A 22234-nucleotide genomic window follows, 5' to 3' on the forward strand; every position below is an offset into this window, starting at 1 on the left:
TATAGTACGTTCTGGATAATAGGCCTCACCGGACCACGTCTAACTTATCTCGCGCTGGTGTTAGTCTGATGATCATGGATTGATGCATCATTGCCCGATTAAAATTCCTTAGGTGGGTGAGGTGTTGCGAAATCAGTTGGGGTTTTCCTTCCTTGGAGGGCCTATCCTCACTGCCTTCGACTACCTACTTTAGGTTCCTTTTTGAGGCGCACATAGATCTCTCCACTGTGACCTGGGAGGGATTTTGAATTTTAATTAACTATTAAGATGAAAAGTCACCCATAATTACTATGACAAAACAACTTCATATTAAAAATCATTTCGTCCCTCAGTGCTATTTAAAAAGATGGGAGGAAGATAAAAAAATTTATGTTTATAGGACGCTAGTTAGTAATGAGAATGTTCCACTCTGGAATAGGTATTCTACCTCAGCGATTGCTTATCATAGGCATCTATATACTCAGGTCTTGTCTGGTAAAGAAACCGATGCAATGGAAGTATGGTTTGATCAAGAATTTGAATCTCCGGCAAATGAAGTAATTGAAAAAGCTACTAGTGACAAAAAGCTTTCGAAGGAAGACTGGAATATTTTAATCAGATTCCTCGCTTTGCAAGACGTTAGAACGCCCGCTCGCATGCTTGAGCACTTAAAGCGTGGTGAGAAAGAAATGCCTGGTATATTGCAGGATGTATTAAATGACCTAAAGATGAAGCTAGAAAATAAAGATTATGAATCCCTAAGGAAGCATGATAAGCCAGCAGCAAACTCCGAATTATTACCTATAAAGGTTGCCACAGAGTTCGAGGACGGAAAGGAAGACGGTACAATAAAAGTAGAAAGCTATATTGGTAGAAGTAGTTGGATTCATTCTATGAGGCATCTATTGGAACATACTGAAAAAATACTGCATTCGCATAAGTGGTCGATAGTTAAGCCTGCAAAGGGTTATTATTGGTTTACTAGTGACAACCCAGTTATAAAATTGAACTATATCAATAGTAATAAATATGACTTGCGGGGTGGTTGGGGAGTAAATAAGGGAAATATTATCTTTCCGATAGGTCCGGAGCATGCGATGTTTGTCCAAATTGGGGATAGACCAATACCCAAAGGAACACGCTTAACCGTTGCGCAAACGGTGGAATTAAGAAAGTTCATGGCTGAAAACGCGCATAGAATGATATTTTCTAAGGGTGAAGATAGGGAGGTTAGTATATTTAGGAAGAGGGTCGTTGATAGGGATCTTATTAAAAGAGAAAATGAAGAGATGAATAACTGGCATGAAAGAAATTCTGAAATGGAGCAAGATTACTTCAAATGCGATAAAGAAGACTAGCAAAAATCTAAATTCTGAAATATACCGCTATGTTTGTTTTGTGTCTTTCGTCGCACTCTTTTTAGATGAATTCTCTCCGAAGTACGTGCAGTTGAGCTTGGCTTTGGTGCGATAATCAAATCTTATATTCAAAAGAACGGGCAGGTCTCCTTCCTTGGATAGTCTGCCCTTAACGTCTACAAATGCCTATGTTTTTTCCACTTTTAGTGCGTACATAAATCTCCTCACGGTAGATGAGGAGGTGTTTGGGAGCCAAAAAGTCTCTATTTACTTGATCACCCTTTTGTGGTTGAAGCTTTAATACCAATTTTAAGGTTTTCACCGTAGGGCACAACATGTTTGTTTTCTACTGATAGTTAAGCCTTGGGTTGACATCCTTGGCGAGGGAGCTTGGTAAGTGACGTTTGTTTGGAGAATGGAGTGGAAAACGATATGGCTTAAAGCCGCTAACTTCTTACGTCGTTGCGCTGACATGCTTTGAAATTATAGAGAAGCATGGTAGATAGATGTAACTTTTGCATTCACTGATAACTGGATGGAGCCAGAATGAGGTACTTTGCTTACGGGTCAAATATGTCCCTTCCAAGACTGAAAGAAAGAGTTCCGAGTGCTGTGCGAATAGGAACGTTTACTCTTACTGAGCATTCTCTTCGTTTTCACAAAGTCAGCAGTAAAGACGGTTCCGGCAAGTGTGATGCACTGTTTACCCAAAATCCCAAAGATCATGTGATTGGTGCATTGTTCGAAATATCAGATAAAGAAAAAGGTGCTCTAGATAGGGTAGAGGGTTTAGGTTACGGCTATAAGGAAAAGAGGGTTCGGGTAACTGATACCAAGGGAAATTCCCTCGAAGCAATTACATATTATGCAACGAATACGGATCCTTCTTTGCAACCTTATTCTTGGTATCTATATCATGTCATATATGGAGCGAAAGAAACGGGGGTTCCTACGGACTATCTAAATAAATTGGAAGCAGTCAAAAGTATGGAAGACCCTGATAGAGAAAGGGATGCAAGAGAACGTGCAATATACAGTTGACAAACTAAGACACAACAAAGGCTATTGCGTTATGACTTCTCTTTTTGTGCTAAGTGCTTTCACGTGCTACATGCGATAGTGCGATAATCAAAGTTTAATGTAACTTGCCATCGGAAAAAGTTAAACTTTGGTAGAGAAAGTAGGGGAGGGGTAGGCCTCCTTCCCTGGAGAGCCTATCCTCTACGCCTTCCATTGCCTAGTTTTTGTTCATTTTTATGCGCACATAGATCTCTTCACGATGAACGGGAAGGGATTTGGGGGCGCGGATGCCTATCTTTACTTGATTTCCCTTCACTTCCAACACTGTGATCGAGACATTCGTTCCAATTCTTAGGTTTTCGCCTGTTCGGCGCTTTAGGATCAGCATGTTTGTTTCCTGGCGATACTCAAGCTGTGGGTGGGCATTCCTTGGTGGGGAGGCTTGGTAAGTGATGCTTGATGGAAGAGTGGGGTGGGGCGCGGGGGCGGTGGGCGTAGAGAAGGAAAAGGCGGGCGCTAGGCTCCCAGAGCTTGAGGAGTCGCTCCAAGCTGCTGATTGTGCTCCACTTTATTGAAGACGAGCGGGTTTCTAGCGTAGTATGCATACAGCCATCTTGATATCGTGTTTATCAATTTGGTTAGCTGGCCCCTGGTGTTGCAGCACCTTGGGTCAGCGCCCTTTCCCTATTCTAAGCTCATGTGATCATTCTCCTGCTGAAGGAATGATAATTTAGGAAAATTTCTGGATCTTTCTTTAGGTGTGGGCTTTATAGTGGTCACCTAAATACAGTCCACAAGTCTGATAAATGTCGATCAATTTTACGCAAAATTGACATGAAGAAAAGTCTAATAAATTCCAATAAGATGGTTTTGACGCCTATATTTCACGATGTATTCTTACATTTCTGCTGTGCAAATTTCTTCTTTAGTCGAAAATATTGGCGATCTATATTTCTGCTTGGTGATGGTCGAGGGTCAACCTTCATGGGCAGAAGCTAAACTTTTTGAGCTTACTGAAAGACTCTCTGAGAATTGCTGATTTTGAAATTAGCTAGCATAATAATTTATATTTTCGACAGAGCTATAGTGCCTACATATGAAACCGATTATACATCCGACTGGGTATCTAACTGAAAATTAGTATCATACTACAAAGGAGACTTTTACTTCGTGGGCTAAAGAAGGCCGGAAGCCAGTCATAGAAGAGCAATAGATCTACAGTGCGGTTAGGGGGTAGTCAGCGTGTACATGAAGTCTTCAACAAGTTTACGGTCGTTGGGTGTTAAATTCTAATTTGGTCGAAAATGCTATCGACTAAGTTGACTCCTAAGTTGCTTTAGGTTTGTAGATTTTTATTGAAGGTTCCGGTGTGAAGTTTGGCTATATTCAGAAATTTCTGAAAGCTAAGAACAATATGGATGGGGTGATTTTGAATAAAGTGCTACCAAGAGAGGGTGAAAGCCAAGAAATTGGCAAAATGGCATCGAGAGCATTTGTTGCGAAGTTGCCTGCGAATTGGATAGAAAAAGAATTGGATGGTGATTCCGACTTTGGGTTAGATTATTTGGTTCAATTAAAAAATGAGAAACATGGTGTTTCTGCTGGTTTTTACCTTCAACTTAAAGGTACAAGGGTACCCTCATTTGTTGATAGCGGAAGAGAAATATCTTATCAGTTCGATTCCTCTACTTTAAATTACTATCGAAGACTCGAGCCGGCTATTATGGTTGCTATCGTTGATTTGTCTGCCAACGATAAACCTAGAGAATGCCCGGTTTACTTTAAATGGCTTGATGAGGATTTTCTTGATTCAATATCTGAAAAGCTTGAAAAAAATGGCAAAGTGAATATTAGGATACCATTAGTAAACGTACTTGATGAGGGTTTAGATGTACTGCCATATTATAGAAAACGCCTAGAGGCGAGAAATTCTTTAATAAATCTTAGGCGAGCGGTTGAGCAATGTTCGGAAGATCCAGTTAGTCACATTGAAGCGTTAGCAGAAAGCGTAAAGGAGAAACCAGTAATTTTAGAATTGCCTAGAGATGATTCTGGTGCGCCCTGGGTTATCAACCCTAAAGATCTAATTGCTGGAAAACTATGTCAGATCTCAGAAGCTATTTCAGCGAATAGAATACAAACCGCAGAAGTTCTTCTAGAGGAAGTTGAGCGTGAAAATTACACTACCAAGCATGAGCAAGCAGAAATATTCTTCTTGAAAGGAAAAATTCTAACGCTCAAAGGAGAAGATGATCAGGCAGTAATGCTATTTGAGCAGGCTTATCGTATCTATAATGTGACTCGTTATAAAGTTGGATTTTATGAGTCAACATTAAGAGAGGGTAAAATCCCTAAGAAAGAGGTTTTGGATGGATATATTGAAGATTTAAATGTTAAAGTGTATTCAGAGTGTTTATTGAAATCTAAGTGTCTTGTTATTTTGGGGAGGGAGTCAGAGGCAATTAAGTGTTTAGACTATTACCCCTTGGATAAAGTTGTTGCATCTAAGTTGCTTGTATTTACATTGTCTGGAAATGTTAATGCTTTTGATGACTTGTCTTCGAGGATTGTTGAAGGTGATCTCTTGGAGAGCCAAAAATTTCTTTATTACACTCTTGTTGGTAGGCGATATTTCTATCGTGGGATTAATTATAATTATTCTTCCGCTGGAGAGGTGTTATTACCTGCAAAAGGTAAGAGAGGTTATGATTTTAAGATTTTAAAGAATGCATTTAAATACATAGAGATTGCCTTGACTCTTGCTAAAGACAGGGGTTACCCATGTGATACCTATATTCTTTTTGATGTTGCTAACTTGCTGTTTGGATTCTTTAATCAAGAACATGCTTTCACATCCTATCTTGAATCTATGTTGCAAGGTAGGCCTGGATCATTGCCAGTTATATCGGCATTGATTCATTTGAAATTCAATGCGAGAAATTATGAGGATGTACTAAAATTAATTGATGATTTAAAATGCGAAGGGCTTGAGTTTATATCTTTACAGATTTTGGCCAATTACCATTTGGGAAATAAGGTCAAAGTTGTTGATCTCATTACTATTAATAAAGAATATATCCTTCTTCAAAAGCCTCAGGGATATAGTGTGTTATTTTGCGTTGCGGCCCAGTGCGCATATGATCTTTTAGATGAAAGCAGGGAGGAGGAAATTCTAGAAGTTGTTGCGGGGTTTCAAGATGGGGAAGAATTGCTGGCAATATACAAATATGTTAAGAGTTGTAATATTTATCCTGAAAGGAGAAAAGAATTTAATCGCGATTTGTATGATAAGTACTTAAGTTTAAATAAGTCTTTTTCAGTTGCTGAACAATTGTATTCAAGTCTTGATGTGGAAAATTCTGCTGAATCATTGATGATCTGTGATTTGGCAACTTCAATTGTGGGTCGTAGAGAGCTTTATCCGGAAGAATGTATAACGCTTGCATTTGCTCTTTCGAAACATGAAAAGTGGTCAGAGCTAGAGGCATTATGTGAAAGGGTTGAAGTAAGAGGAACTCTTGATAATCTATGGTCGCTACTTAAGGCATCCGCGCTAGATGCGATGGGCAGGAGCGCTGAAGCTTTATCTATATTAGATGGGGCGGTTAGCCGTGATGGTAGATCGGTCGAACGTGCCGAGTATTTTGTACGTATGTGTGTTCATTTGGGTTTTTTTGAAAAAGCTTCTGCTAAGTTAGAGTGTCTTTTAGAGAAAGCTGCTCCTGATAAGCAAATTTATATACTTGAGTTATTGTTGTTTATATATTCCTCTAGCACAAAGCCTTCCAAAAAATTGATCCCAACACTTTTACGCTACGGAAGGCTCGTTGATCAGGGTGATGAGAAATCAGAAGGTCATTACCTAATGTCATTTCTTACGATGACAAATAGAGCTGAATGTGATGTAAGCGATTATGTTGATGATTTTAGAGAGAGGTTAAGTAAATATACTCAGAAATTCCCAAATTCGACCGTATTAAGAAAGGGAGAGGTATCTCTTGAATCTGGAGGGGATTCTATTCTGGAGGAGGTTCGAAGGATTGCAGGAATTACAGATGATCAAATTAAGGTTTGGGAGAGGAATAGAAATCAAATAAAATCCCGAAAACTGCCAGTCCCTTTTGCATTGCTACCAAACTTTCTGGATGATGTTGGTGATATTTTTTCTGCATGGGTTATGTGTAAATACTTTGGGCATAAAAGAAAAGAGTATCAATTGGTGCATTCAAAAAGTGCATCTCCAGAGATTGTTAATGGTTTAGGTGGAAATTACTCACAAGTAATTTTGGATGAAACGTCGTTAATCATTCTTAATGATTTAGGTGTTCTTGAGTTAGCTTTGCGTAATCTTCCTGGGGTTGTTGTAAGTAAGAGTACATATGATTTTTTCTCAAGGAAATCTCATGCTGTTATGGGTTCTATCTATTCATCAATTCCAAGGGATATTGTCCAGTCGTTAAGTGACAATCTTGGTTCCATTACTCTCAAAGGAAGCTTGACTCAGGATGAGTCTTTCATAGATAGATATGAGCTTATTATGAAGGAGCTAGATGCCCCCGTTTTCTGCTCCGATGACTTATATATGTCCATGTTTCTGGGGCATAGCGGTTTTTCGACTGTTAACTCTATAAATATTATCGATTGGTTGGAGTCGAAAGGTCACCTTGGTATGGACCAAAAAATTATTGCTGTTGAGAAGTTCTGTTCTTTTATGGTTGAAGGGGCTTCTTTAAATCGAAGCCATTTATTGCACTCAATAGGTTTTAATTTAAAAACTATTGGTGGGAATATATTTGATAGTGGGTTTGCTTCTGTGTTTAATGCATACTTCCCCCTTGACAAAGGATATGATAATGCGATTGTAGATCTAGGTAAGTTTTTTTCAGGCCTTCTAAATTCTTATGATGGCCGGATAGATCTCGATGGTTTGGAGGATGTCGTTAATGTGTGGATGGTGCGTTATCCTAGCCACGATAGGATTAGAATGGTTTCCACCTGGTTTGTTATATCTGTGTGTGGAGTGAAATATATTCCCGAGGGGATGTATCTTAATAGGGGGGTGGGAGAAGCAAAATTATGGTCGTTAGCTAAGAAGCTCACGGTTGAATCTGACAATAGGTATACGATAAGGGAACTTATAACGGCCATATGTCTGGCTATTTTAGGGTTGAAACCTAAAATGGCGTCCGATGTTTATGATAGGGTAAAGTTTTCTTTTATTGAAGGGTCAAATGAGAGGCAAATGTTTTCCAATATATATATAGAGGAAGCTGTGAAGGTGAGATCGTCTCAATCTCAATTTGAAAGTTGGTATTAGTCATTTATTTGTTGTTCTGTACCCGCTTTGTTAGTCGATTGCTAAGCTTGATATCTGGAATGTATGGAGTTGATTTTGGGGTAGTATCACAAATAAAGAATCAAACCAGATTTGAGGATTTAGTTCGGTTCTTACTAGAAATAACTGATGGTTCTCTCGGTAGAGGGGGATAAAGCAAATTTAGGTAGAATGTATGGCAGTTTTTTTACTGAACAGGATTATGCAGTTACATCTATATTTTATATTTATAGTTGCCCTAGTTAAAATTTTCTGCGGGTATTTTACTTAGGTTAAGGCAACACCTTTCGAGGATCAACAGGAAAATGCTGCCGTTTTATTCTGTTAAGCTAATCAACACCGAGTAAGTTAGTGTATGCAGTACATCAATGTATGCTTGCATCTATTCTCTAAAAAAGTATTAGAATTTCGTAACATACCCTAATCCAACTCCACCAACCTCCGCATCAACGGAAAATACAGCGCACACCGAATATTCCGCTCCCCCCGTGCATAAAAGAGCTTGCGGTAATTCTCCAGCTGATTCCGATACTGCTCCAATTGAGCCGCAATAAACTCTTCCTGGCTTTCCTCACCACTGGGCTCAGCCGTTTTGTAATCGACAATCCAGCGGGTACCTTCGTTATCAATAAAGGTGCGGTCAACAATGGAGCGCCTTAACTGTCGGCCGCCGCTGTGGAGTTCCAGTTCGCAGGCGGATTCCCTTAGTGAGCCATCCAATAGCCAGCGGCCGGTGGGGCAGTTGAGGCTGTTGCGTACGGCGATCTCCACTTTCTCGGCGGCGCGGTCCAGGCTGGTGGCGGATAGCCCTAATTGTTTCAGGCGCAGTTGCCATAGAGGGCGTTGGGCTTTCAGTTTGCTGGGTGTCCAGTCGTTGATATTGGTCTCGGCAATAGTGGCGAGGGTTTCGTGGGCTACGGTGCCGGCGTGTTTGAGCCAGCGCAGGGCTACCTGGCCCAGTTCGGGAATATTGTCTTCTTCCTCGGTTTTGGGTTGATAGTCTGGCATGCGGTACTGGGCCAGCCATTCCTGCCGGGGCATGGCTTGGGGTTGCCATTGGTTGGGCAGGCGCAGTAGGTAGTCGTGATCTCTGCTGGCTTCGTCCTGGTTTAGCAGGGGTTCTTCTGCTTCCAGCCAGTGGCACCAGTCGCTTTCCTGGTGATGCAAAACACTGGGCCAAATGCCGGCGAGTAGGGCGGCGCTGCCGGGGGCTTTTAGGTGGCCCTTTTTTTCATCCCGGTTGATGCAGGCCAAAAGATGCAGCGAGCGGATGGCGCGGGTGCAGCCTACATACAATAGGCGCGTACCTTCCAGGCGTTCGCGTTCGCTGTTGTCGTGCTTCAGGTATTCAAAAACCGGGTCGCGGCCGCCGCGTGCATTTTTGGGGGCGAGCAGGAAGCGGCTTTCGCCTTCGCGGTTGAGCCATTCGCTCCAACGCAGCAGTTGATCACTGCCGGGTTTGCCGCCTTGGTCCAGGCCTGGGATCAGTACATGTTCGAATTCCAGCCCTTTGGATTTGTGAATGGTCATCACCTGCACTTTGGCATCCTGGGCGGGGCGGGCGTAGAGCTGTTCCAGGGCCAGGCTGAACTGTTGCCAGTCGGTAATAGCGCCGCCGGTATCGAAGGCTTCTAATAATTGCAGAAAATCCTGCACATTATTCAGGTCAGATTTTTGTGCAACGGTGGCGGGGCCGCCCAGTTCCAGCCAGAGGCCTTCAATCCAGGTGCGCAGGGGTTTGCGGCCGCGCTGTTGCCAGGCGTGCAGCAGTTTGGGAGCCACTTGGGCCAGGCGTGTGCGCCCTTCATCGCTGAGCAGGGCGATATCGTCTACTTCCTGCAAGGCCATTAATAGTGGGCGTGCGCTGGTATCGGTTACGGTGATATCTCCATTGCCCCAGTTGGCCAGGGTGTAAAGGTCTGGCAGCTGTAGTCCGCACCAGGGGGCGCGGAGTACGGCCAGCCAGCTGATGCGGTCGCTGGGGTCAAGCAGGGCGCGGGTGAGGCTGAGTAAATCCAACACCACCATTTTACTGGCGAGCGGCGCCAGCTCTGGGGCCTGGAAGGCGATATTGGCGGCGCTTAGGGCCGGCAAAATCTTTTGTAGATGCTTTTTCTTGCGCACCAGAATGGCGATACGGCTTTCAGGGTCTTGCGCTTGTAATTGCTGCACCAGTTCAACCGCTTGAGTGGCTTCGCGGTTGCGGTCTTCGTCATCGATGCAGCCGTAAAAATTCACCGAGGGCTCGGCCCATTTGCTGCCTTTAAAAGCTTCGGATTGCAGATAGCGCACGGCGCCGCGACCGATATTGTCTGCTTGCGGGAAGGCCCTTTGGAAAGTCTCGTTAACCCAGTTCACCACTGCACTTTCGGAGCGGAAATTTACCTGGAGGTCGAGGGCTTCCAGGGGCACTTCACCGATACCGCGTTCGCGCGCATCCAGGAAAATACCCACGTTGGCATTGCGGAAGCCGTAACAGGACTGCATGCCGTCGCCGACAATAAATAGGGTGCGGCCGTCTCCCTGCTGCCAGCCGGCAGTGAGTTTTTCCAGCAGTTGTAGCTGGGTGTGGGAGGTGTCCTGGAACTCGTCCACCAGAATATGCTGGGTTTGCAGGTCCAGTTTTAGGGCTAGGTCTGTGGGGTTATCGCTATCGCCCAGGGCGATCAGTGCGGCCTGGGCCACTTCGGTATAGTCGGTGGCGCCAAGCTGTTGGAAAACCAGCTTTAGTTCGGCGACTAGTTTTGGCAGTACCTGGGCGAGCCCTTGCAGCAGTTGCCACTGGCTCTGTTGCAGTCCGCTGGGGAGCTTGCCCACTTCCCGCAGGGCGGAGAGCAGTGGTTCGTTGCCGGCCAGTTCCGCCAGCAGGTCTTTCATGCGCTGTTTGTATTCTTCGGCGATGGGGCGCTCGGGATCTTTTTTATCCGGCAAGCCAAAGCCGAGTTTTTTATTGATGCCGCCGCCTTTGCGCAGATCACCGGTGGTCGTGAGGAGCAGGCTGCCGAGTGCGAGCCAGGCGGGCAGGCCGCTGCTGTTTGCGCTGGGGAAATCGTCCAATTCGGCGAAGAGGCACAGGCCGTGGCTGGGGTTTTCCTTTTGTAAATTGCCGCCGGCATAACTGGCCAGCTCCAGCAGTTCCCCGGCGTAACTGCCGAGGGCTGTGGTGAGGTCTTGCAGCTTTTCTGCCACCAGTTCGTCGATAACAAAATGGAAATAATCCTGGGCACCGTCGAAGTTAACGCTCAAAAGTGGGCCGAGCCATTGCTCGCGCTTGTCCAGCAAAATACGCAGTAGCTTATTGAGCTGGCCCAGGTCGTTGTCCAGGTGGAGCAGTAGCTGTTGTAGGTCTGCGTCTGGGGTTTCGCCATCGAGGTGCTTGAGCAGGTTCACCACGGCCAGTTCGAAGGCGATTTGAGTGCGCTCCAGGGGTTCGCCCGGTGCGCCCAGGCCACTTTCGATCGGCAGTTGGCTGGCGAGGCTGCGGCAGAGGCCGTCGATGGTTTGAATACGCAGGCGCTGGGGTGTTTGCAGCAGTTCCCATTCCAGTTCGCGATCCCGCTCCAGCAGCGCGCGGGCTAAATCCCAGGTGATGGCATCGTGGGGGTTATCTGGCCGGGCTTGGTTGCGAGCGCTGTGCAGGGCGTCGATCAGGCGCTCGCGCATTTCACCGGCAGCTTTGCGGGTGAAGGTAATGGCCAACACTTCTTCCGGTTGCTGGCAGGCGGCGAGCAACTTTAATACGCGCTGGGTGAGCAGGCCGGTTTTACCGGAGCCCGCCGGGGCAGACACGGCAAAGCTACGGCTGATATCCAGGGCTTGGTTGCGGGCGTCAGCATCGATGGGGCGGCGCAGGGCGGGAGTCGTCACGACTTCGTTCATTCGGTTATTTGCTCCCTTTCCGGCCAGCGGTTTAGGGGCCAGAGTTCACTGTTGTTATCGGTGGGGCGATCAAAGGCGAGGGTGGCTACACCACTACGATATTCGGTGGCGAGGGATTCCAGGCTGTAGAGCCAGTGCTCCACCAGATTGCTCCAGGTGCCGTAGGGGGATTCCTTTTCCGTATCGCCCACGGCTTTAATGCCGGTAATGGGGTGCTCCAGGTCTCCGCAGCCATTCCATTTGCAGTCGCCGTTGCGCACTTGGCCGAAGGCGATGGCGTGGGCGTCCGGTTGGAATAGGGCGTAGAGCGGCAGCTGGGGTTCGCGGATACGCTGGGTAAGCCAGTCGCGAATACTGGGGACGCCAGTTTTGTAATCGATTACCAATTGTTCGCCGCTGGCGAGTTGGTCCAATCGGTCCAGGCGCAGGTTAAAGTGCAGCCCGCCGATTTCCACGGCTTGTTCCCATTCGACTTTTTCTACGGAGAAATTGGGCCTGTCCAGTTCCACGGATAGCCATTGTTGCAGCAGGCGCTCCAGGCGCTGCTTTTCCATGGCCCAAAATCCGATCGGCAGGTGATTGTATTTTTTGCGCACACTGCCGAGGGAGCGCTCCACTGCGCGTTCGATTTGCGCTTGGCGCTCCCCGTCGTCCATAGCTTGCAGTTGTGCGAGGGTGCCGCACTGTTGCCAGAATTCCGCCAGCACCTGGTGCACCACATTACCGCGCTCGGCAGGTCCGAGGCCGATATCCGGTTGGGTAAAACTGCTGGCGCCGAGGCGAAAGCGCAATTGCGCATTTAACGGGGACAGGGCCTGGGCTTTGAGTACCGAGGCACCGCCGCGCACTTGTTCGCATTCGGCGGGGGTGAGTGACGGTAGCTTTTTGTCTTCGACTTTTTCCAGCTGGCAGGCTTGCGCCAGTTGGCTGTAGTGATTGTGCAGGGCGCCTTCGGCAAAGTGTTGGGCTTGTTGCGGGCTTTCAAACAAGCTGCTCAGTCCTTGCTGAACGCCGTCTTCTTCACAGGTGTAACTCACGACGATATCGCCGCTGGCATTCTGCAGGTCGGCGGTGAGTTCGCGGGCCAGTTCCAATTCCCGTTCGGCGCTGGCGCGGGGCATCTTCCAGTGTTTTTGCCATTGAATCGGCAGCAGCGGATTGGGTGCCGGTGCCGGCGGCCACTGCTGCTGGCCGAAGCCGACCAAGCGCAGGTGATCGAAGGCGAGGCCGCCGGCTTCCAATACCCCGAGAATTTGCAGGGGGCCATCGCGGGTTTCCGCTTGGAAGGGGGTGCGGCTGGCAATCTGACGCAGCAATTGCAGGGCCTGGGTGAGGGTAAGGTTGCCACCGCAGGCGCTGAGTGCGGCGAACTCTTCCAGGATGGACTCCCACTGCATCAGCTGCTGGTATTCCTGGCTGTCCGGGTTGCGGTTGCCGGGCCAATTTAATGCGGTAAGTGTTTCGGAAAAGCGCGCGGCCCAAATTTCTGCGGGGGCTCGCTGCCAGCGCCGGGCGCGTTCGGCCATTTGCTCCAGCTGGCGGGGCAGTTGCGGTGATTCCAAGTGGAGGACTTCTGCGGTGCGCTCGGCCCAGTAGCGCAGGGTTGCGCCGTCGATGCGTCGCAGTTCCAGTTTTTGTAAACGGCGAAACAGGGCGCTGCGCAGCCAGGTTTCACTGTCGTCACCCCAGAAAGGGCTGAACAGGATATTTTGCAATTGGGGGTAATCCCATTCGTCTTGCAGCAGCGATAGCAATTGTAGGGCGGCGCTGCCGACCGGTGTCTGTGCCAGGGGCGTACCGGCGGAGAAGTTAAACGGCAGTGTGTAGCGCGGTTGCTGCGGGTCCAGGTATTGGGGTTCGAGCACGCGGGAAAATACCGCTTCCACCTGCGCGCGGCACTGGCCCAGATTGTTTACCACTATGCCTACGCTGTGGCCGGGGTTTTCGGCGAGCTTTTGCCCGGCCCAAAGAGCTGCTTGGTAGAGTTCTTCATCTAAATCGGCGCAGGCGGCTACGGACAGTTCGCTCTGCTGGGTAAGTCCCGGCCTTTCATTAACGGCTGTTGCACCTGCGTGAATCAGGGCATTGGCGAGGGGCGAAATCTGGGCAAAGCCGGCGGTATCAATTTGCGCGACGGGTTCCAGAATGCCTTCCTGGAATGCGCGCAGGATCAATTGATCGCGCTGGTCTGGTGTGATGGCGCTGTGGGCCTGAAGCTCAGAGGCAAAGGCCTTGATCATGGCGCACAGAGGCAGTTCGTCGCTACGCATAGAGAGTGCGAACTGTTCCAGTAGGGGAGTTAGCGCTTCATCTATTTGCGAGAGGTCGGAGATCAGCTGCCATTGGAGCAGCTGCGCCAGAGCGCTATCGGCATCCCGGCACAATTGCTGGCTGTTGAGCAGTTGCCGGTCCAGGGACTCATCCAGGGCGCGCTGCCAGAGTAACTGCCGCTGCTCGCGATTCAATACCTGCTGCAAGGCGGGCTGCCAGTTGCGCTGTTGCAGCTGGAACCAGAGCTTGTCCAGCCAACTGCGCAGTGATTCCACCGGCGGCGGCATCCAGCAGGCACCGGGCGACTGCTGCGCGGCAAACACCTGTTGGCAGCGGTTGCGCAAACGGTTGTTGGGGGTGAGCAGTAGTCCGCCGGGAGGCAGCTGCGCAAATATTTCGAGAGCGGGAAATGCCGGCTTCAGCATGAATTCGGGTACCGGTTAGGGCTTGTTATTCGGGGAACGGTCGCGGTTTGTGACGGAGCTGTCAACCTTGACGAGCAGTTGTCACTATTTTGGCGATCTTAGGTGTCGGGTTCGAGGGGTTCGGCAACTGGGGCGAACTCGCGGAAGGCCCGTTCTATGTTGCCGGTTAAGTCCACAGTGCTGGTGATCAGGCGGCCAGTGTTTGGAGCATCCGGCAGCATCAACTCAAGTTCTTCCAGCCACCAGCGTACGCGCCGGGCGATGGCTTCGCCGGAATCCAGCCATTGGATTGAGCGGGGGGCGAACTGGTCCAGTTCTTCCCGCAGCAGGGGAAAGTGGGTGCAGGCCAATACGGCAATATCCACTTGGTCACCGCCGGCGGTGTGGAATACGCGGTGCAAGACCGGCTCCAAATCCTCTGCGGTGATGGCTTCGCCGCGCAGTTTGCTTTCCGCCAGATGCACCAACTCCGGTGCGGGCACATTAATTACCCGGTTGCCGTTGGCAAATTGCTCGATCAGCTCGCGGGTGTAGCGGCGATTGACGGTGCCTTCGGTGGCAATCAGGGCAATAGTGCGGGAACGGCTGGCGGCAGCGGCGGGTTTCACCGCGGGCACAACGCCCACTACGGGTTTCTTCAGGGATTCGCGCAGCTGGGGCAAGGCCAGGGTGCTGGCGGTATTGCAGCCCACCACTAAAATATCGGCCCCGCAGTGCTCCATCATGGCTTGGGCCTGCTGGACGATGCGGGGGCGCAGCTCCTCTTCGCTTTTATTGCCGTAGGGGTAAAAGCCGTTGTCCACACCCAAGTGTAAGGTCAGGCCCGGCATCAGGCGGCGGATCTCGCGCGCAATGCTGATGGCGCCCACGCCGGAATCAAAGATCAGGGCGCTGGGGGCAGGGCTATCTGGGTGGGCGCTGTGTTTGTGCATGCGTTCTGGAGTACCAACATCGAAACCAATCCTCCAAGAATACCCTAAAACCCTTTGTAAGTTACTGCTGCGCCACGCATCCTCGGCAGGCTTCATTGGGGTTAAGAGTACTTTCCCTGGCCAAGCTGTTAGAATGGCCGCCTCGCCCACGGCTAGTAGTGGGTATGTCGATTGCGGGCGCTTGGTCTGAGCAGAAGCCTGCTTCACACTTCTATTCCGGGTCTGGGAGTACCTCTATATGCCAGCGTTCCCGCTGCAATTAAACGCCGATCACGTGCTATTGGCGGCTATCGCCTTGTTGATTTTGCTGGGACTCGCCTTCTGGGTGGGCCGTTCTGCTGGGCGCAGAAGAATCCTGCAAGTGCAAGCAGCGCAGCAGGAGGCGGTAGCAGCTCAGAGAGAAACCTTAGCGGCGCAGCAAGTCATACAGGCACACTTGGATACCAGCCGTGAGCGGGAAACCCAGTTGGGTGAAGAGGTGGATACTTTGCGCGGTGAGCTGGCGGCTAAGTTACAACAGCTCACCCGCAGCCAGGTACTGGTAGAAAAAGGAGAGCATGCCCTGGCGGAGCAGCGCAAGCTGATGGAGCAGATGCGCGTTGCTATGGGGGAACAGTTCGAGAATCTGGCCAACCGGATTTTCGAGGAGAAGCAGCAGAGCTTCGTGCGCCGCAGTGAAGATAGCCTGCGCAAAAGCCTCGATCCACTGGAGCGCCAGCTGGGGGATTTCCGCAAGCGAGTAGAGCATGTCTACGATCGCGAAAATGCCGAGCGTAACAGCCTGCTCGGGCAGATCAAAGCGTTGCGCGAGCAAACCCAACGGATCAGTGATGAGGCCCTGAACCTGACTTCGGCCTTGAAAGGAGATCGCAAGATTCAGGGTAACTGGGGGGAAGTGGTGCTTGAGCGCTTGCTGGAAGAATCCGGCCTGCAGAAGGGGCGCGAATATGAAACGCAAGTAACCCTCACCAGCGATGGCCGCAGGCGCCAGCCAGATGTGATTGTGCGCCTGCCGGAAAACAAAGACCTGATTATCGATTCCAAGGTGTCTTTGGTGGATTACGAGCGCTATAGCTCGGCGGAAACCGATGAGGAGCGCACTCAGGCCCTAAAACAGCATGTGAATTCCCTGCGCGCCCATATCACTGGCCTCAATAAAAAAGCCTACGAGCAGTTGGAGGGTGTTCGCACCCTGGATTTCGTCTTTATTTTCGTGCCCATCGAAGCTGCGTATATGTTGGCCATGCAGGCGGACCCGGATTTGTTCCGTTTCGCTTATGAGAAGCAAATTGTCCTGGTGAGCCCCACCAGTCTGATGGCGACCCTGCGCACGGTCGAGAATATCTGGCGCTACGAGAAACAAAACAAGAACGCGGAAAAAATCGCCGACGAAGCCGGCAAGCTGCACGACCAGTTTGCTATGGTGCTGGAGTCACTGGATGTTCTTGGTGACCGCCTGCGCCAGGCCGATGACGCTTATCAACAGACTTACAAGCGACTGGCGACAGGCCGCGGTAATGCGGTGAAACGTATTGATAGTCTGCGTAAGCTGGGTGCCAAGACCCGCAAACAAATTTCTGCAGACTTGCGCGATAAAGCCGAAGAGTCAGCGCTCAAGGCACTTCCCCAGGCTGAACTGGCACTGGACGAATAAATAACGATGGAAAATCTGGCTTTTGCTCTGCTGGTTACCGGCCCGATCTTTTTAATGATCGTCGGTGGTTATCTGCTCACACGGCAGGGCATGCTGCATCAGCCATTTATTAATGATGCTACTGCATTGGTTTTCAATGTAATGCTGCCGGCGCTGCTTTTTAACAGTATTTATAGTTCCACCGTGCAGCCATCCAAAGAAATCCCCTTGATCACCGCAGCAGTTTTGGGGACTTTCGCTATTTTGCCGTTCTCCTGGTTACTGGCCAGACCAATAGCAGTGAAAGATAGAAGCGCGTTTATCCAAGGCGCCTTCCGCGGCAACGTAGCTATTGTCGGCCTCGCCTGGGTGGAAAAAGCCTTTGGCACTGTTGGGGTTTCTCACTCGGCCGTGCTGGTGGCAGCACTTACCATCCAATTCAATGTATTCGCGGTGATCCTGTTCGTTTTTTACGATAAGGACAAAAAGTTTGGCCTGGGTATGTTACTGGCTGAGCTGGGTAAGAATCCGCTCATCATCGCTGTAATTCTGGCCATTCTTTTTAGAGTGGTGAGTATTCAGTTGCCAGAAGTGGTGCTCGATACGATTCAAATTCTGGCCTCTGCCAGTCTGCCTATGGGGCTAATTTGTATAGGCGCCAGCATGAAGTTTGGCCAGCTGTTGCGCAGTTCCCCAACGGCCTTAATGTCTTCATTTCTGAAACTAGTGGCTGTGCCGGCGCTCACAGTAGCTATTGGTTGGGGTATGGGGCTGAGCCCACAGTATCTCGGCTACCTGCTGCTGATTACCGGCTCACCCTGTGCGATATCGGCATTTGTTATGGCCCACTCCATGGGTGGTAACAGCCAGCTGGCGGCCAATATTGTTGGTCTCAGCACTTTGCTTTCTGTTGTATCTGCCAGCATTGGGCTGGCTTTGCTTAAGGTGTATATCTAATGACGGAATTTCCCATCTGGTTGCTGGTTATTGCGGCTTTAATTATCTTCACCCTCGCCGTTATTGCCGGCTACTACCTGCGCAAGCTCTCCGCAGCGCAAAAAAAACAGGCCGAACAACTAGCTGAATTGGAGCAGGCCGCACAAGAGCAGCGCCAAAGAGTGAACGATAGCATTCAGATTATTGCGCGTTCACTACTGGATGATGGAGTAGGGCTTACTGAAGCTTCCATTCGCATCCGCGTACTTCTGGATGCGCTTCAGGTGGAAGAGAGCGTGCGTGAAGAGTTTGTCGCTTTTTACACCATCGCAGAAAAAACCAGCCATATTCCAATTCTAAAAGAATGGAAAGCACTCCCTCGCAAAGAGCAATTTCAATATGAGCTGGAGATGGCGCAAGTGGAAGCGGACTATAAAGATTTCGCCCTAGATGCAGCTAAGCGTATTTTGGGTCGTACTTTTTGAACTCAAAAACTGACAAGTGATTCATTATTTAAAAGTACTCAGCGAGCAGAAATCTGCTCGTTGAGATTAGGCGAAGCCTTTCCCTTTAAGCTATTCTGAATTTCCTCTCGGATTAATTTTTTATTAAATCTCATATTTGTGAAAATATATCCCAATTAACTCACCTGCTATTAAGTGTAAACGCCAGCTTAGATATGTTTCCTTGTTTTTATAAGTTGACATATAGCCTGCTTTTTAGCCTAATCCCGCTCAAGGTAGCTAAAGCCAAAACCAGCCTCGTCTGTTTGCAGTACTTGGAAGTGGGCTAACTCATTGATTTTTAATGAAATTAGCAGTTTTATCTAAAGTAAAGAAAGCGAAAATGTAAAGAGCCGGTGTTATCTGTCTGCCAGGTGACTTTATCGTCGATAGCTTTCATTTACTGAAGGGGTTTCCTTTTTAGTTTCTATGTATCTTCCGGTCCAGGAATGCAAAGGAGAGTGATTTTTTAAATTTACCAATAGAGCATTGATATGAGCAGGTTGTGTGTATTTATATTGGTTTTATTTGGGGGTAGCCCAGTCTTACTTTCCGCAAAAGAGAGTTGTGAAGAAAAGCTGGAGATTGCGTCAAAAGTTTGCGTGCAAGTGGCAGAAAATGCTTATAGTGAAATGCTTGAAATAACGCTAACCCCTGGTTTTGATGCGCTAAATAATTTGGAGGTTTATCATGCGGGGGGGGCGTAGAATCCCTTTTAAATAGCTATGATTTGCGTATTGATTTCGCCGTGATAGGTGCTAGTAAAATGCTGAATATGAAAATTTCTGAGGATGATAAATATCATTTGCACACTTTTCTATCACGAGCAAAAGATTATCGAGAAAAATACCCTAGCACTGCAGTTGATACAAAGTACTCACTAGAGGCAAAGGAGGTTCTTGGTAAATATATTCCTCCAGAAAAGGATTTGGATAAAGAAAGGCAGAAAAAAATTATTCTTGATAGACTCCGCGAGTTGATCGGTAGGGATCGTGTTGAGTAACGTTAACTATTGCCGACAGTTAAGTAGAGGCTCCGATATTTTTGCTGGAAACCTTATATATGTTTTGTGGTAGGTCCACTCCTATTTGCACGCATGAAGTATCCAGGGCTGGCTGCTGTTGCCAACGACTCTAGGGGTATAAATTGATGGTTTTTAAATTTGTACAGCTACTTATTCCGGTGCTCATGATTTTGTTTGGGTTTTTCCAGACATTCATCTATCTGAAGCTACGTAAAACATTCAGTAATTGGCCTGTGGTAGTTGGAGAAATAACGCACTCCAGATTATTGAATCAATTGGATCTCAATGGAAAGAATGTAACTGAAGCAATAATTGCATTCAATTATAAATTTAAAGGGAAGGTGTACAGATCTGAAATGCCAGTCTTGCGGGGTTATGATCTGTTTCCAAGTTTAGAGTATGAAACCTACCTTACCAAGAAATACCGACCAGGGGATGTTGTTGAGGTTAGGGTGAATCCAAAGGTAAATGAGTTTGCATGCTTAGAGGTGGCGCCATTCAGCCGGCTAAGTGCCATTTTGGTGCCGTTAATGCCAATTCTGGGTATTGCTTTAATTGTTTTATTGAAAAATAATTATTTTTCAGAGTTATATGAATATTTGTTGTTGCAGTATGATCTGGCTATGTATGAAGCGCAAAATACCTAAAAAGACATTGCATCATGACTTCCTTGGCGGAAACCTTTTTTGGATGCTGCGTTTAGACCTCAAGGGCTGTTGAATTTTAGCGGTGCCTGGGATTGGTGTTATGCGTAAATTGATATGAGTGCTCTATTTTATCTGAGGTAGGAGGTTTTCTTGAAATTTTTAAATCAGTGGAGTGTGCATCCCATTGAATGGGAATCTGAAGATATTGTAAAGAGTGTTCTAGGAAGCTTATTGTGCAATATTTGTTGTCCAGCGGGTGTCTTCAGCAATAGAGTTTAAGTTGCTCAAAACATTCCTGCCGCCCTTTATTAGTGTATTATGATTGCTGCAGAATTAACAATGAAAGAAGTTGAAAATTACACCATTCAAGAATTACAAGAAGCCATCGATGGAATGGATCAGGAAAAGTATCCGGAAAAATATATTGAGATTCAATCTGAACTATCCAGGAAAAAGGTGAAGGTTCAAGAGCTGAATGATCGGATAGTGAAATTGTCTGGGGTAACGCCTTTGCAAAGAGCGATGGGTGAAGGTCAAAACACATTTACTTTCAAACGTTGCTTTTTAGCATGCTGTTGCAGTATTGGGCTGTTATGGTTGCTTCTTGGCATTCTAGGATTTTTTGGTTTTGGAACAATCATCGCAAATGGTGAGCAAGTACACGGTATTAGTGCATTGGTTTCCGCAGTGCTTGGTGGTGGTATTAGCTGCCTAATCTTTGGTTTTATGGTTTGGCTGGGTGAGAAGGTCCTTCGAATTTTCGAAGGCGCATGATGTAATTCGCAAGTGAAATGATTTATCATTAAGTTCGAATAATAAAGACCAAAGTGGAAATGAAAAATACATTTTACCTGGCTGCCATTTTTGTGATGGAAGGCGCTGGTAAACTATATTGGGTTCAGTTTCCCTTATATAAGCGGCTATCTTGATTAATCTTCACTGAGTTAGAAGTTCTGGGTAAGTTATCCAAAATCGGAATATCAATATTTGTTGTTGATATTATCTGGTGCGCAGACCTATTGGGGCCGGGCAGTCAAGTTCTGGTTAACGTTTATAATTTATTTGGGTGAAAAGTAGTGAAGATAGAAGCAAGACAAATGTTTCAGTCAAATGGGTTGATTGATGATCTTGTCCTATATGCGAATTCAGAGGATTACTTACGGCTCGCTGATATTGTTGGAATAGCTATTGGTTCAAATAAGCCAATGCTCATGATGTCTGAGTCAGAAATATCAATCGAGATTATTTGTGATGAAGCAAAAGAGGAGCTTTTTACGGCTCTTCAGAACAAGGCTAACGACTACTTCTCAATGGATGATTGGAATAGCCGGAACATTTTAAGAGTATACGGAAGTGGTGATATCCTTGCTAACTTTCAGCAGTTTCTGGTCAAACTATCTGGGCGAGGTCCCGGGTACAGTTATATCAGTGAATACTCAGAAGACTATAGTTACTCGCGCTATTCACCTGAGTGGAGGCTTCATGTTGAATCCTGCTGATAAGTTAATAAATATCGTCACCCGATAGCCGCACTCTATGTTGTTAGTTCTTAGCTGTGGGCGCCTGAGGTTTTAAGTACAAATTAGATTATGAATGATATTTTACTTGGGGTGATTTTATTTGGACTTCTTGTCTTAGGTCTGGTTGGAATCATTTTTTTGATTCCATTGTGGGTAAAGGTATCAACCGAGTCAGAACGAGATCCCGATCATCTTTACAGTATTTTCTGGGAGGAGGCCGGCTCCCAAGGACATAAAATTACATCAGCTACAGGATGCCTTTTACCCTTTGTTTTTTTGTCTAATCCTAATTTCAGTATTGAGGGGCTGGTTTTATGTTTTGTTGTTTCGGTGGTTTGCGGGCTATATCACTCTTCTGTTTATAGAGGTTATGCGATAATTACCGGCAAAATGAAAGTGGCTGGTGCGGCAGCTCTATGTATGCTTACTGCCGTTAGCTTTATGGTAAGGTATCAAGAGTTATCAAGCTTTTATATTATCTTCTGTGTCGCTTCAATTGGTGCTGCTTGGGGTAGTTATGCTGTCTACAGACGCGCTTACCTAATTCGATTAGAAAGGGTGGTATGGAGAGTAAAAAACCAGACTAAGCCGCCTCTTGTAAGCTGAGCCCCATATGAATTCTACTAATAGGCGAAGTGGTGCAACCTATATCTGGCTAAGAGGCCGCAGGAGTATAATATAGACAGCTAAAGCGACTCTCATTACATCTTTATTAGGCTGGGTGGTTATCATTTCTGATACAGAGGTCTATAAATGGTGATGATTCACGTTT

The 22234-nt window shown here is 47.4% G+C and carries 16 protein-coding genes; 12 read left to right on the plus strand and 4 right to left on the minus strand.

The window, feature by feature from the left end:
* The first annotated feature begins 290 nt into the window (after window positions 1–290).
* Entirely contained in the window at window positions 291–1337 is a 1047-nt protein-coding gene (locus ACJJIC_RS12170; RefSeq protein ID WP_445357040.1) for a DUF4238 domain-containing protein, read from the plus strand.
* A gap of 546 nt (window positions 1338–1883) precedes the next feature.
* Window positions 1884–2378 carry a gamma-glutamylcyclotransferase family protein gene (locus ACJJIC_RS12175; protein WP_413665590.1) on the plus strand — a complete coding sequence of 165 codons (495 nt, stop codon included), beginning with the start codon at window positions 1884–1886 and terminating at the stop codon, window positions 2376–2378.
* Window positions 2379–2574: 196 nt separating this feature from the next.
* On the opposite strand, the gene csrA is transcribed toward ACJJIC_RS12175, so the two are convergent.
* On the minus strand, window positions 2575–2745 hold the full coding sequence (gene csrA, locus ACJJIC_RS12180; protein ID WP_371844791.1) for a carbon storage regulator CsrA: 171 nt from the start codon (window positions 2743–2745) through the stop codon (window positions 2575–2577).
* 981 nt (window positions 2746–3726) lie between these two features.
* Here csrA and ACJJIC_RS12185 point away from each other — a divergent pair.
* On the plus strand, window positions 3727–7674 hold the full coding sequence (locus ACJJIC_RS12185) for a DUF4365 domain-containing protein (protein ID WP_445357041.1): 3948 nt from the start codon (window positions 3727–3729) through the stop codon (window positions 7672–7674).
* Between the two features lie 438 nt (window positions 7675–8112).
* On the opposite strand, the gene ACJJIC_RS12190 is transcribed toward ACJJIC_RS12185, so the two are convergent.
* From ACJJIC_RS12190 to murI, 3 genes are all read right to left on the minus strand, one after another.
* Window positions 8113–11571: a UvrD-helicase domain-containing protein gene (locus tag ACJJIC_RS12190; protein WP_445357042.1), complete on the minus strand. Its 3459-nt coding sequence runs from the start codon at window positions 11569–11571 to the stop codon at window positions 8113–8115.
* Complete coding sequence (locus ACJJIC_RS12195) at window positions 11568–14267, minus strand: PD-(D/E)XK nuclease family protein (RefSeq protein ID WP_445357043.1); 2700 nt, start codon at window positions 14265–14267, stop codon at window positions 11568–11570. The genes ACJJIC_RS12190 and ACJJIC_RS12195 overlap by 4 nt, the downstream gene beginning before the upstream one ends.
* A 98-nt stretch (window positions 14268–14365) precedes the next feature.
* Complete coding sequence (gene murI, locus ACJJIC_RS12200) at window positions 14366–15406, minus strand: glutamate racemase (protein ID WP_445357044.1); 1041 nt, start codon at window positions 15404–15406, stop codon at window positions 14366–14368.
* A gap of 31 nt (window positions 15407–15437) precedes the next feature.
* Here murI and ACJJIC_RS12205 point away from each other — a divergent pair, with 31 nt between their 5' ends.
* The 9 genes from ACJJIC_RS12205 (at window position 15438) to ACJJIC_RS12245 (ending at window position 22068) form a co-directional block, all read left to right on the plus strand.
* Window positions 15438–16853: a DNA recombination protein RmuC gene (locus ACJJIC_RS12205; protein ID WP_445357045.1), complete on the plus strand. Its 1416-nt coding sequence runs from the start codon at window positions 15438–15440 to the stop codon at window positions 16851–16853.
* A gap of 6 nt (window positions 16854–16859) precedes the next feature.
* Complete coding sequence (locus ACJJIC_RS12210; RefSeq protein ID WP_444924917.1) at window positions 16860–17789, plus strand: AEC family transporter; 930 nt, start codon at window positions 16860–16862, stop codon at window positions 17787–17789.
* Window positions 17789–18253 carry a DUF2489 domain-containing protein gene (locus ACJJIC_RS12215; RefSeq protein WP_445357046.1) on the plus strand — a complete coding sequence of 155 codons (465 nt, stop codon included), beginning with the start codon at window positions 17789–17791 and terminating at the stop codon, window positions 18251–18253. The genes ACJJIC_RS12210 and ACJJIC_RS12215 overlap by 1 nt, the downstream gene beginning before the upstream one ends.
* A 512-nt stretch (window positions 18254–18765) precedes the next feature.
* Window positions 18766–18978 (plus strand): hypothetical protein, encoded by a 213-nt coding sequence (locus tag ACJJIC_RS12220; RefSeq protein WP_445359690.1) that lies wholly within the window; start codon window positions 18766–18768, stop codon window positions 18976–18978.
* A gap of 59 nt (window positions 18979–19037) precedes the next feature.
* Window positions 19038–19274, plus strand: a complete 237-nt coding sequence (locus ACJJIC_RS12225; protein ID WP_445357047.1) for a hypothetical protein — start codon at window positions 19038–19040, stop codon at window positions 19272–19274.
* A gap of 146 nt (window positions 19275–19420) precedes the next feature.
* Window positions 19421–19942: a DUF3592 domain-containing protein gene (locus ACJJIC_RS12230; protein ID WP_445357893.1), complete on the plus strand. Its 522-nt coding sequence runs from the start codon at window positions 19421–19423 to the stop codon at window positions 19940–19942.
* A gap of 339 nt (window positions 19943–20281) precedes the next feature.
* Window positions 20282–20716 (plus strand): hypothetical protein, encoded by a 435-nt coding sequence (locus ACJJIC_RS12235; RefSeq protein ID WP_445357048.1) that lies wholly within the window; start codon window positions 20282–20284, stop codon window positions 20714–20716.
* Between the two features lie 302 nt (window positions 20717–21018).
* The gene (locus tag ACJJIC_RS12240; RefSeq protein ID WP_445357049.1) at window positions 21019–21441 is read left to right on the plus strand and encodes a hypothetical protein; all 423 of its coding nucleotides are present in this window, start codon (window positions 21019–21021) and stop codon (window positions 21439–21441) included.
* Window positions 21442–21531: 90 nt separating this feature from the next.
* Window positions 21532–22068, plus strand: coding sequence for a hypothetical protein (locus ACJJIC_RS12245; RefSeq protein WP_445357050.1), 537 nt, complete (start codon window positions 21532–21534; stop codon window positions 22066–22068).
* The last annotated feature ends 166 nt before the right edge of the window (window positions 22069–22234 follow it).

Source organism: Microbulbifer mixtoriginis (SeqCode), assembly GCF_052468275.1.